We start from the raw sequence: 12,579 nt of genomic DNA, 5'->3' as shown, positions 1-12,579 counted from the left end.
TGTTCCTTGTTGCTTATGAAAAAACGGGCGGCAGACTGGATCTGCCCCCGTTTCATCGTCAAATCGGTATCACCCCTGGGCCTGCCACGCCTGGAGCTCCACCAGGGTGAAGGGCCAGCCCAGTTCGCGGCCGGCCTCATCGCAGAGCACCGGGATCCGCACCCGGTAGGCCGCGAGCCAGGCGTCATCGTCCAGGATGTCGCAGCGGCGGGTCAGCCCCGCCAGCCCGGCCTGCTCCACCAGCGCCCAGGCCTGCTCGCACAGGTGGCAACCGTCGGTGTGAAACAGGGTCAGCATTAGCCCTGCGCCTCGGCGTGGGTGATGATCCAGCAGTTGTGGATATGCTGGTTGCGCTCGAAATCCTTCGGCCGGGTCTTGCCGGTGATGTTCTGGGCCTTCAGGCCGATGGCCTCGAGTCCGGCCAGGTCCATCTTGAAGTGGCGCTTGTTGTTGGAGAAGACCAGGGTGCCGTCCGCCGCCAGCAGGCGTTTGAGGTGCTGCATCAGCAGCAGGTGATCCCGCTGCACGTCGAAGCTCTCGTCCATCCGCTTGGAGTTGGAGAAGGTGGGCGGATCGATGAAGATGAGGTCGTACTGCTCATCCGCCTCGGAGAGCCACTTCAGGCAGTCCGCCTGCACGAACTTGTGCTCACGGCCCACCAGCGAGTTCAGGCGCATGTTGTCCTGCGCCCAGTTGAGATAGGTGCGCGACATGTCCACCGTGGTGGTCTCGCGGGCGCCGCCCAGCCCCGCGTGCACCGTGGCGCTGCCGGTGTAGGCGAACAGGTTCAGGAAGCGCTTGCCCCTGGCCATCTGGCCCAGCATGCGGCGGGTCTGACGGTGATCGAGGAAGAGGCCGGTGTCCAGGTAGTCGTAGAGGTTGACCCACAGCCGCGCCCCGTACTCCTGCACCTCCATCCGGTGCTGCTCTTCGGAGAGCTTCTGGTACTGCTGCTTGCCCTCCTGACGCTCGCGCACCTTCAGGATCACCTTCTCGCCGTCCATGCCGGTCACCTTGATGGCGGCCTGCACCATATCGAGCAGACGCTGACGGGTCTTCTGGGCGGGAATGTCCTTGGGCGCGGCATACTCCTGCACCACCAGATAATCCCGGTAGCGGTCGATGGCGGCGTTGTATTCCGGCAAGTCCGCGTCATAGAGGCGATAGCAGTCGAGGTTTTCCTTGCTGGCCCACTTCTCCAGGGCCTTCAGATTCTTTCGCAGGCGGTTCGCGAAGTCCTGGGCCACCTCTTTCTGGGAGGCGACGGAGTCCAGCGCGATCTGGTAGTTGCGCAGCTGGCACTCGAGCGCCCCGTTGAACAGGCGGTACTGCTTGTCGGCGCGCAGGCGCAGGCAGCTCAGCAGCTCGGGCGAGGCGGAGAGGATGGTGACTCGCCAGCCCTGGAAGCTGCGGCGCAGGGCATCGCCGAGCGCCTGGTGCACTTCCAGCAGCGCCGGGAACTCGCCAAGACGCTCGCCATAGGGCGGGTTGGAGATGAGCATGCCCACTTGGCGCGCCTCCCCTTCGGCCGGCATGGGCAGCGGGTTCTCCAGGGCGGTGACGTCGGCCTGCTTGAAGGTGACGAGGTGGGCCACACCGGCGGCTTTCGCATTGTCACGGGCCTTCGCCAGCACGCGGGAGTCCGCATCACAGCCGAACAGCTTCACTTCGCAGCGCTGCATGCCGCGCTTGGCACGCACCTGGGCCTCCATCAGCAGGCTCTGCCACAATTCGCCATCGTGCTGTAGCCAGCGATCGAAGCCGAAGCGCTCGCGGCGCAGGGCCGGCGCCATGTCGGCGGCGATAAAGGCCGCTTCAATCAGCAGGGTACCGGAACCGCACATGGGGTCCATCATGGGCTCGCCGGCCCAGCCGCTGCGGGCGATCATGGCCGCGGCCAGGTTCTCCTTGAGGGGCGCCTCACCGGTGCCCTGGCGATAGAAGCGCTGATGCAAGGCCGGACCCGACAAGTCCAGCGTGATGTTGGCCTTGCCCTTGCCCAGATGCGCCATGATGCGGATGTCCGGGGACTTCTTGTCCACGTCCGGGCGCACGTGGCCGCGCTTGGTGAAGCGATCGACGATGGCATCCTTGATCTTGAGCGCCCCGTACTGGGTATTGCGGATGGAAGCATTGGTCCCGGTAAAGTCCACCGCTATGGTGGCGGTGCCGGAGAAGTGCTCTTCCCAGGGGATGGTGTGGGCTCCCAGATAGAGATCCAGATCGTCGTTCATCTGGAATTCGGAGAGCACCAGCACGATGCGGGAGGCGAAGCGGCTCCACAGGCAGGCCTTGTAGCCGATGGCCAGTTCGCCCTTGAAGTGGACGCCGGCCACGGTCTCACGGACCTGCTCCGCGCCCAGATTGGTCAGCTCGACGGCCAGCAGGTTTTCCAGCCCCTTGGGGCAGGTTGCAAAAAATTCTTTCATCACGCTCACGGGGATGCCATAAAAATAGTGCCGCATTATACCTTATCGGCCCGCGCTCGGCACCCGAACCTTGGGCATCACACGAATATTAACGGCGCCGGGTACGGCATGAGGTCGCCCTCCTCCCCTCGCAGGCAGCAGGATCTCCGGAATGAACGGGCGATGCCTCCCTATTTCAAGGGAACGATATCGAAGGTCTTGCCCGCCGGGGGCAAAAATCACACAGATTGGCAGTACGGCGGCAAATAACGGGACAGGATGGCTGCAGGCCTGCTCATATTTCAACCTGCTACGCTCGCAATATTCGAGGTCAGCTGACGTGGCGATATTGTGCCTGCACCCGGACTCTGGATTGCATCCGGTTATTCATCACCTTGATCACGGCAAACCGTGGCAGCGTCTTGCTGGTGGTCAGCACCAGTTCCTCGGTCAGATTCAGACAGACGCTGGCCTGCTCGCCGGCTTCGATGACCATGAATTCCCCCCGGCCATGGGGAGTCTCCATCCACACCAGGGCGCCCATATCCGGAATAAAGTGAGTCTGCTGTTCATGAAAGAACCAGCTTTGTGGCATCAAGGGTTTATAAAAGCGGCTGACGGCGATGGCATTGAGTACCAGCTGAACCTGATGGGGCACACTCCAATCGAGTTCGGCGGCTTTGTCCATCAACTGGTAATAGAGGGCGGCATCGTCCACGCAAAAAGGCTGGGTGGTGAAGGAGCTGGGGACGAGTTGCCGACCTTTATATTCGGTGGCAAATATCATGCGATCGGATAAATCCAGCATCAGACGATCATCCTGAGCGTCATAATGCCACTGCCAATTATCATTGGGTTGGATGCACATGGTGGAGCCCTTATCTAAGCCGTCCCTCGACTTTATTCCATGTCGAGAATTTGAGCAACGTTAAATAAGGGCCGCCGGTTATTTTTTATATATTGGTGACGATCTCTTTCACCAGGCTCGGCCCCTTATAAATAAAACCGCTGTAAATCTGGACCAGGGTGGCACCCGCCGCCAGTTTCTCCCGGGCCGCCATGGCGCTGTCGATGCCCCCTACCCCTATGATGGGCAGTGCACCATCGAGGGCCTTGGCCAGCTGACGGATCACTTCGGTGCTCTTGTGCTGGAGCGGACGGCCGCTGAGTCCCCCCGCTTCACCGGCATGGGGCATGTCATAAATCATGTCGCGCTCGAGGGTGGTATTGGTGGCGATGACCCCATCGATGCCGTTTTTGATCAGGGAGGCCGCCACCTGGTTAATTTCATCCTGGCTCAAGTCGGGGGCAATTTTAACGGCCAGCGGCACATACTTTTTATATTTTTCCGCCAGCTCCTGTTGGCGCTGTTTCAATGCGGCCAGCAATTCATCCAATGCATCGCCGTATTGCAATTGACGCAGACCCGGGGTGTTTGGCGAGGAGATATTGACCGCAATATAACCGGCATGGTCATACACCTTGTCCATGCAGATCAGGTAATCGTCCTTGCCCTGCTCGATGGGCGTATCCTTGTTCTTACCGATATTGATGCCGATGACGCCCTGATATTTGGCTTCCCGTACCCGGGCGACCAGATGATCGACCCCCTTGTTGTTGAATCCCATCCGGTTGATGATCCCCTCTGCTGGAATAACCCGGAACAGGCGCGGCTTATCATTGCCGCTCTGGGGTCTGGGGGTCACGGTACCGACTTCAATAAAGCCAAATCCCATGGCCCCAAAGGCATCGATGCACTCGCCATCCTTGTCCAGCCCGGCCGCCAGACCGACCGGATTGGCAAAATTAAGCCCCATGCAGGTGACGGGGCGTTGGGGCAGTGAATGGCGGAAGAAACAATCGAGCGGTGTACCGAGAAGGCGGGGCAAATATTTGATGGAGAGATCGTGGGCCTGTTCCGGATTGAGCTTGAACAGGAAATGCCTGGCGAGGGGGTACAGCATGCTTGCTCCTTAAAAAAAGCCCCGGCGACTGGCCGGGGCTTTGATGATGCCAATAAACGTTATATCGAAGTTCGGCAATTCAACTGGAGCAGGTTCAACTCTCGCAAGGCCACGGAGAACTTGGCGAACTCGTGGGTGCTGGTGGTCTTGAAGTCGGCCAACATGTGGGTCCAACGGGACAAGAGCTGCTCATGCTCCGAAATCCAGTCGGCCAGTATGGTAGCGCATTCCCCCTGCTCTTTGCACCCTTCCAGTACCACGGAAGTGAGGCTGCGCTGCTGCCAGTCCAGATCCTCGCGGAAGGAGGCCCGCGCCATCGCCTGCCAGTGGTTGCCCACCGGCTGGTGGTTGATTTGCTCGAGGAACCAGTGCAGATCCAGCTTGGCACCGAGACGGTAGTAGACGTTGGCGGCGCGCAGGATGTCGGTCTTGTGCTCCGCGGCGATCTGCGCCAGATCCAGGCAGGAGAAGAGACTGCTCATGTGCGCCACCTGACGGGCGATGGCCTCCGGCACCTGCTTGGCCATCAGGGCGGCGACCGCCTGTCTGTGCTCGGCCACTTCGCTCTCGTCCATCACCTCGTAGAGGTGCTCCCCCAGGGTCTCGAAGGCCGGACGGAAGAAGGCGATGTTTTCGCCGATGCTCCAGCTGCGGTTGCGGGCACGCAGGAACCAGCGGGTGGCACGGCGCACGATGCGACGGCTGTAGAACATCAGCTCGAGCTGGGTGTTGGCGTCTACCAGGTTGTCACAGGCTTCGATGTCGCGCCACAGGGTGCCGAGGCCAAACACCTCCCGGGCCATGGCGAAGCAGCAGGCCACTTCCGCTACCGAGGCACCGGTCTCGTCCTTCATACGGCTGGCGAAGTTGAGCCCCATGTCGTTGACCAGCATGTTGGCCACCCGGGTCGCGATGATCTCGCCCCGCAGCGGATGCTGGGCCAGTGCCGCCCCAAACTGCTGCTGCAGCTGGGCCGGGAAGCTGGTGACCAGCATGTTGGCGAGGAAGGGCTCCTCGGTCACTTCCGGGCAGTTGAGCTGCTCCTTGAGCACCATCTTGCCGTAGGCCACCAGCACGGCCAGCTCGGGCCGGGTCAGCCCCTGCCCCGCCGCCATCCGCTCGGAGAGCTCCTCGTCGGAGGGCAGGAACTCGAGGGCGCGGTCCAGCTTGCCTTCGCGCTCCAGCCCCTGGATGAAGCGCTGCTGCTCCTTGAGCTGCTCGGCGCCACGGAAGGCGGTGACCGAGATGGACTGGGACTGGCGGTAGGCGTTGGTGATGACGACTTGCGCCACCGCATCCGTCATCTCGTAGAGCATCTGGTTGCGCTGCTTGAGGGTCAGATCGCCGGCTGCCACCAATTGGTTGAGCAGGATCTTGATGTTCACCTCGTTGTCGGAGCAGTCCACCCCGCCCACGTTGTCGGTGAAGTCGGTGTTGATGCGGCCACCCTGGCTCGCGTACTCCACCCGGCCAAGCTGGGTGAAGCCGAGGTTGCCCCCCTCGCCCACGATGCGGGCACGCAGATCGCGGCCGTTGACCCGCAGCACGTCGTTGCTGCGATCCCCGACATCTGCATCGCTCTCGCGAGCGCTCTTCACATAGGTGCCGATGCCGCCGTTCCACAGCAGGTCCACGTTGAGGCAGAGCAGGGCCTTGATCAGCTCGTTCGGGGCCATGCTGGCCTTGTCGGTGCCGAGCAGGGTCTGCATCTCGGGACTCAGCTTGATGGACTTGGCGGAGCGCAGGAAGATGCCGCCCCCTTGCGATATCAGCTCACGGTTGTAGTCATCCCAGCTCGAGCCCGGCAGTTCGAACAGGCGCTGGCGCTCGACGAAGCTTCTGGCCGCATCCGGGGTCGGGTCGACAAAGATGTGCATGTGGTTGAAGGCGCCCACCAGCCGGGTGTGCTCGGAGAGCAGCATGCCGTTGCCGAACACGTCCCCCGCCATGTCGCCGATGCCGACGCAGGTGAAGTCCGTGGTCTGGCAGTTGACGCCGATCTCGCGGAAGTGACGCTTGACCGACTCCCATGCACCGCGTGCGGTGATGCCCATCTTCTTGTGGTCGTAGCCGACCGAGCCGCCGGAGGCGAACGCATCGCCGAGCCAGTGGCCGTATTCCAGGCTGATTTCGTTGGCGATGTCGGAGAAGGTGGCGGTGCCCTTGTCGGCAGCCACCACCAGGTAGTAGTCATCCTCGTCGTGACGCACCACGGATTTCGGCGGGATCACCTCGCCGCCGATGATGTTGTCGGTCACATCGAGCAGGCCGCGGATGAACAGGCGGTAGCAGGCCTTGCCCTCTTCCTGGATGACGGCACGGGGTGCGCCCGCCGGCATCTGCTTGCAGTAGAAGCCGCCCTTGGCGCCGACCGGCACGATGACGGTGTTCTTCACCTGCTGCGCCTTCACCAGACCCAGCACCTCGGTACGGAAGTCCTCCTTGCGATCGGACCAGCGCAGGCCGCCACGGGCCACCTTGCCCCAGCGCAGGTGCACCCCTTCCACCCGCGGGGAATAGACGAAGATCTCGAACTTCGGCAGCGGCAGCGGCATGTCGGTGATGCTGGAAGGCGCCAGCTTGAAGGAGATGTAGGGCTTGATCTTGCCCTCCTTGTCCAGCTGGTAGTAGTTGGTGCGCAGGGTGGCGTCGATCATCTCCACATAACGGCGGATGATGCGATCGTCGTCCAGGTTCGCCACCTGATCCAGCTTGGCGGCGAGCTGCTCGTGCAGCTTGGCCTGTACCTTGGCGTCCTGCTTGCCGGCAGGGTCCAGGCGCTGCTCGAACAGGGTGAACAGCAGCTCGGCGATATCCGGATAACGGGTCAGGGTCTCCTCGATGTAGGACTGGCTGAAGGAGACACCGGTCTGGCGCATGTATTTGGCATAGGCACGCAGCACCGAGACCTGGCGGCCGCTGAGACCGGCCCCCAGCACCAGACGGTTGAAGCCGTCATCTTCCAGTTGCTTGTTCCAGATGGCGGCGAAGGCCTGCTGGAAGCGCTGCTGACTCTGCTCCAGATCGAACGGTTGATCGCCGCGCAGCAGCATGGAGAAGTCCAGGATCCAGAACACCTCGCCGGTAGGGGTGCGCACCTGGTACGGGGTCTCGCCGATGACTCGCAGCCCCATGTTTTCCAGCATGGGCAGGACGTCGGAGAGATGGATGGGTTCGGCGCGGTGGAACAGCTTGAGGCGTACCCGGCGATCGTTCTCCTCCTCCTGGGCGCGATAGAACAACATGCCCAGCGGCTCGGCCTCGCTCAGGCCGTCGAGGGCCATGATGTCGGCGACGGCGGAGCCCGGCAGCACGTCTTCCTTGTAGGCGCGGGGGAAGGCGGTGCTGAAGCGACGGCGCAGCTCGTTGCCGCGGGCCTCGCCATAGTGGGAGAGCAGCACGGAGTCCAGGCGGTCATCCCAGCTGCGGGCGGCTTCGATCAGGTTGTTCTGTACTTCGTTCACATCCACATCCACGTTGTTGTTGTTGACCCGCACTATGTAGTGGGTCCGTGCCAGCACGCCCTCGGTGAAGTAGACGTTGAACTCCACCTCCTCGCTGCTGCCGAAATATTTCTGCAGTATCTGTTGGGTCTTGATGCGCAGCGCCGTGTTGTAGCGCTCCTTGGTGACGTAGACCATGCAGGAGAAGAAACGGCCGTAGACATCCCGGCGCACGAACAGGCGCAGCATGTCGCGCTCCTGCATCTCCAGCACCCCGAGACCGGTGGCCAGCAGCTCCTCTTCCCGGGCCTGGATCAGCTCGTCGCGCGGGTAGGTTTCCAGCACGTTCAGCAGCGCCTTGTAGGCGTGGGAGCCCGTTTCAAAGCCGGAGGCGGCCATGATGCGCTCGAGGCGGTGACTGATGAGGGGGATCTGGGTGGCACTGGTGTTGTAGATGGAGGAGGCATACAGACCGATGAAGCGATCCTCCCCCACCACCTTGCCGTGCTCGTCGAAACGCTTGATGCCGATGTAGTCCACGTAGGCCGGGCGGTGCACCCTGGACTTGCTGTTGGACTTGGTGAGGATCAGCAAGGAGGAGCTCAGGGCCGCGTGGCGGGCGCTGGCCGGCATGGTGCCCAGGCGCTGCCCCTCGTCCTTGATGGAGTTCTTCATCAGGCCCAGGCTGGACTCGGGCCGGGGCAGGATCTCGTGATCCCCCTCCACCGCCTTGACGTCGTAGCGACGATAGCCCATCAGGGTGAAGTTGTGGGCGGCGACCCATTTGAGGAAGGCGACACAGGAGTCCACCTCGGCCTGGCTGACCGGGTGCTTGCGCTTGGGCAGCTCCTCGATGATCTCGTTCAGGCGCGCCAGCATGGGCTGCCAGTCCCCGACCGCCAGGGCCACTTCCCGTGCCACCGAGTTGAGCTCGGCGGTCAGGGCCTCCATCTCCTCCTCCTCGGTCAGGTGATCGATCTCGATGAGGAAGGCGGTCTCCACCGAGGTCTGGGACGCCGTGTTGTCCAGATCCAGGATGGCGCCAATCTTGCCTCCCTCGCTGCGGATCAGGTGCAGCGGCTGGTGCAGCATCATGTGCGCCGTGATGCCGCGACGCTTGAGGGCCATGCGGATGGAGTCAACCAGGAAGGGGGAATCCTGCAGGATGATCTCGACGATGGTATGGGGAGACTGCCATCCGTGGCGAGTCAGCTCAGGGTTGTAGACCCGGATGTAGGGATCGGTGCCGGTGCGCAGGTTGAGCGCATTCCACAGGCTGAGGGCGGCGCCATAGAGATCGCTGTCATTGCGATCGTGCAGATCGGTGCTCGCCATGTTGCCGTAGAACTTGGCAACGAAGCATTCGACCAGGGAAGCGCTGTTTTTGGGCAATTTCTGATGGACCAGGCTGAGAACGTTTTCGAGCAGAACTGAGGTAGGGGCGTCTTTCAATGCCATTGCTAGTTTCCTTATCGGACGACATCACAGACACGGCGACATCCACCCAGGATGCCCACCGGTACAGAGTTGCAGCGAAGTGTAATGGCTTGGATCGAGGAAGGCGAGCAAAGGTGATAACGAGATGTTAAAAACAAGGGGCAGATCACGGCTTGGGTTGTGATAAATTTTGCCAAGTTGGCAAATTTTAGAAAATCACACTGGATGCTGAGGAATTTACCGGATAGATAGTGACTTAAAGCAGATATTTACCCGGAATAATGTTCAACTTTTGTTAATTTATGCGTTCCAGAGAAATGAAGCGATGATCGTCCTGGGTTTTCAGCCGAAAGTAGCCGTATACACCGCTGTCCGACACGAAGCCGCGCAGCTTCTCCAACCCCAGCTCCAGGGTCAGCCCCTGCTCGGTGCGCACCACCAGCCGCCTGACGTGCCCCTGGTACATCAGCATGATCTCGTCGCGCCCGAGGGCCAGCCGAAAGGTGTATTGCCGCATTTTCCCTCCTCCCGGCAATAGTCATGAAAAACGGGCAGGAGAGCCTGGCTCCCCTGCCCGCTGCCGATGGGCTTACTGCGCCAGCGCCTTGCTCACCTTCTCGAACAGATCCCGCGCCAGCCCGTCCAGCCTGGCCAGACGGGTCAGCTCGGTGCGAATGAGCGCCTTGCGCCCCTCGTCAAGCCGCTTGAACTGGATGAGCGGGGTGATGAGGCGGGACGCCACCTGGGGATTGACCTCGTTGAGCTCGATCAGGAGATCGGTCAGGAAGCGGTAACCGCTGCCGTCCACGGCGTGGAACTGTACCTGGTTCGTGGCGAAACTGCCGATGAGCGCCCGCAGCCGGTTCGGGTTGCGGATGCTGAAGGTGGGGTGCGCCATCGCCTGCTTCACGTCGCCGAGCACATCGGCGGCGGGCTTGCTGCCCACCAGACGCAGCCAGTTGTCCAGCACCAGGCCGTCATGGGCCCACTTGCCTTCGAAGTCGGCCATCAGTGCGGCGCGACATGGCAGCAGATGAGCGTTGGCCACCTGCAAGGCCGCCAGGGTGTCGGTCATATTGTCAGCCCCCTGGTACTGCTCCCGCACCAGGGCATCGGCCTGCTCTGGATCCAGGGCCGCCAGATAGCCGAGCACCACGGCCTTGAGGGCACGCCTGGCGGTGTCGGCATGGGTCACCCGATAGCCCGTCAGGCGCTGCCCCTCATAGGTGCTGGCCAGCCGGGCACCGAAGGCCTCGGCCAGTTGGTCATGGATGGCATTGCGCACCCGATGGATGGCGTCGATGTCCGCCACCTCGAACAGCTCGGCCAGGGTCGCCTCCCCCGGCAGCGCCAGGATCTCCGCCTTGAGGGCCGGGTCCAGCGCGGCGTCGTCGAAGATGGCGACGAAGGCACCGAGCAGCGCCCCGGAGAGTTGCACCTCCTGCCCCTGCTGCACCCGGGCCACCCCGGCGATCACCGCCTTGTTGACCAGCATCTGGGCCGCGTCCCAGCGGGCAAACTCGTTGCGGGCATGGCGCATCAGGAAGGCGAGCGCCTCGTCGCTGTAATCAAAGTGCAGCTTGACCGGCGCCGAGAAGTCCCGCAGCAATGAGGGCACCGGCTTGACCGGTACCCGATCGAACACGAAGGTCTGCTCTTCTTCCAGCACGTTCAGCACATTGCCGATGGCCTTGCCCTGATACTGCAGCGGGATCACGGCCCCTTGCTCATCGTACAGCTCGATATCGAGCGGAATATGCAGCGGCAGCTTTTGCGGCTGATCCTGGGTCGGTGGGGTGTGCTGACGCACATGGAGGCGGTAGACGCCGCTGGCGGCATCGTACTCGTCGGTCACGGTCAGCTCAGGGGTGCCGGACTGGCTGTACCAGCGGCGGAAGCGGCCGAGATCCACCCCGGAGGCGTCTTCCATCGCCTGCACGAAGTCGTCGCAGGTGGCGGCCGAGCCATCGTGGCGCTCGAAATAGAGCTTCATCCCTGCCTGGAAGGCGGCCTCGCCCAGCAGGGTATGCATCATGCGGATCACTTCCGAGCCCTTCTCATAGACGGTCAGGGTGTAGAAGTTGTTCATCTCGATCACCACATCCGGGCGGATGGGGTGCGCCATGGGGCCCGCGTCTTCGGCAAACTGCGGGCCGCGCACAGTGCGCACGTTGTTGATGCGGTTGACGCCGCGCGAACCCAGATCGGAGGAGAACTCCTGATCCCGGAACACCGTCAGCCCCTCTTTCAGGCTGAGCTGGAACCAGTCGCGGCAGGTGACGCGGTTGCCGGTCCAGTTGTGGAAGTATTCGTGGGCGATCACCCGCTCGATGCCGTGGTAGTCGGCGTCGGTGGCGGTGGCCGGGTTGGCCAGCACGAACTTGGAGTTGAAGATGTTGAGCCCCTTGTTCTCCATGGCGCCCATGTTGAAGAAGTCCACCGCCACGATCATGTAGATGTCGAGGTCATACTCGAGGCCGAAGCGCTGTTCGTCCCAGCGCATGGACTTGATGAGGCTCTCCATGGCGAAACCGGCGCGGTCCAGGTTGCCCTTGTCCACGAAGATCTCGAGGGCTACCTTGCGACCGCTCCGGGTGACGTAATGGTTGCGCTCCACGTCGAAGTCACCGGCCACCAGGGCAAACAGGTAGCTGGGCTTGGGGAAGGGATCCTGCCACTGCACGAAGTGGCGGCCACCCTCCAGATCGCCGCTCGCCACCTTGTTGCCGTTGGAGAGCAGATAGGGGTACTTGGCCTTGTCGGCGCTGATGCGGGTGCTGTAACGGGCCAGGATGTCCGGCCTGTCCATGTAATAGGTGATGCGACGAAAGCCCTCCGCCTCGCACTGGGTGCAGTAGGCGTCGCCGGACTTGTAGAGCCCCTCCAGCGCCGTGTTGGCGGCGGGATCGATGTCGGTGACCAGGGTCAGCACGCACTCGGCCGGCAGGTTGAACAGGGTCAGACTGCCCTCTCCCTGCTCGTATTGCTGATAGGGCACGCCGTCCACGCTGACGCTGACGAGGGTGAGTCCCTCGCCGTCCAGCACCAGGGGTTCGTTGTGATCGCCGCTGCGACGCAGTCGGGAGATGGCGGTGACCCGGGTCAGGGGCTCCTGCAACTGGAAATCGAGATCGATGCTGTCGCACCAGTAGAGGGGCGCCCGGTAGTCCTGGCGGTATTTGGCCGTCATGGCCTGGGAGTGATCGGTCATTATTGTGTGCTTCCACGCTTTGTTATCGACGTGTCAGAGGCTGTCACAACGGATCGGCAGGGTCAAATAGTTTGCATTCAGGCAAAAGAAAGGGCGACCAACGTCGCCCTTGTAGA

The 12,579-nt window shown here is 62.2% G+C and carries 7 protein-coding genes; all 7 read right to left on the bottom strand.

Translation table 11 applies throughout. From position 1 onward, the window contains the following. Positions 1 to 69: 69 nt before the first annotated feature. The gene (locus BN1132_RS06860) at positions 70 to 297 is read right to left on the bottom strand and encodes a glutaredoxin family protein (RefSeq protein WP_042076253.1); all 228 of its coding nucleotides are present in this window, start codon (positions 295 to 297) and stop codon (positions 70 to 72) included. Next, positions 297 to 2,465: a bifunctional 23S rRNA (guanine(2069)-N(7))-methyltransferase RlmK/23S rRNA (guanine(2445)-N(2))-methyltransferase RlmL gene (gene rlmKL, locus BN1132_RS06855; protein WP_042076251.1), complete on the bottom strand. Its 2,169-nt coding sequence runs from the start codon at positions 2,463 to 2,465 to the stop codon at positions 297 to 299. Before rlmKL ends, BN1132_RS06860 begins: the two co-directional genes overlap by 1 nt. 274 nt (positions 2,466 to 2,739) lie before the next feature. After that, complete coding sequence (locus BN1132_RS06850; RefSeq protein ID WP_042076249.1) at positions 2,740 to 3,276, bottom strand: cell division protein ZapC; 537 nt, start codon at positions 3,274 to 3,276, stop codon at positions 2,740 to 2,742. A gap of 85 nt (positions 3,277 to 3,361) precedes the next feature. Continuing rightward, a complete protein-coding gene (pyrD, locus tag BN1132_RS06845; protein ID WP_042076248.1) occupies positions 3,362 to 4,372 on the bottom strand; it encodes a quinone-dependent dihydroorotate dehydrogenase in 1,011 nt (336 codons plus the stop codon). Positions 4,373 to 4,431: 59 nt separating this feature from the next. Further along, entirely contained in the window at positions 4,432 to 9,273 is a 4,842-nt protein-coding gene (locus tag BN1132_RS06840; protein ID WP_042076247.1) for an NAD-glutamate dehydrogenase, read from the bottom strand. Between the two features lie 274 nt (positions 9,274 to 9,547). After that, a complete protein-coding gene (locus tag BN1132_RS06835) occupies positions 9,548 to 9,769 on the bottom strand; it encodes a DUF2835 family protein (RefSeq protein ID WP_042076245.1) in 222 nt (73 codons plus the stop codon). A gap of 72 nt (positions 9,770 to 9,841) precedes the next feature. Next, positions 9,842 to 12,463, bottom strand: coding sequence for an aminopeptidase N (pepN, locus tag BN1132_RS06830; RefSeq protein ID WP_042076243.1), 2,622 nt, complete (start codon positions 12,461 to 12,463; stop codon positions 9,842 to 9,844). Between the last annotated feature and the right edge of the window lie 116 nt (positions 12,464 to 12,579).

This window comes from Aeromonas sanarellii, from assembly GCF_000820085.1.
GTDB classification, from domain to species: Bacteria; Pseudomonadota; Gammaproteobacteria; order Enterobacterales; family Aeromonadaceae; genus Aeromonas; species Aeromonas sanarellii.
This window is presented reverse-complemented; position numbering and strand designations above follow the sequence as displayed.

Coding starts and splice junctions, on each gene's coding strand:
- pyrD (WP_042076248.1), bottom strand. CDS start 4,372: ATGCTGTACCCCCTCGCCAGGCATTTCCTGTTCAAGCTCAATCCGGAA.
- rlmKL (WP_042076251.1), bottom strand. CDS start 2,465: ATGCGGCACTATTTTTATGGCATCCCCGTGAGCGTGATGAAAGAATTT.
- BN1132_RS06835 (WP_042076245.1), bottom strand. CDS start 9,769: ATGCGGCAATACACCTTTCGGCTGGCCCTCGGGCGCGACGAGATCATG.
- BN1132_RS06840 (WP_042076247.1), bottom strand. CDS start 9,273: ATGGCATTGAAAGACGCCCCTACCTCAGTTCTGCTCGAAAACGTTCTC.
- BN1132_RS06850 (WP_042076249.1), bottom strand. CDS start 3,276: ATGTGCATCCAACCCAATGATAATTGGCAGTGGCATTATGACGCTCAG.
- pepN (WP_042076243.1), bottom strand. CDS start 12,463: ATGACCGATCACTCCCAGGCCATGACGGCCAAATACCGCCAGGACTAC.
- BN1132_RS06860 (WP_042076253.1), bottom strand. CDS start 297: ATGCTGACCCTGTTTCACACCGACGGTTGCCACCTGTGCGAGCAGGCC.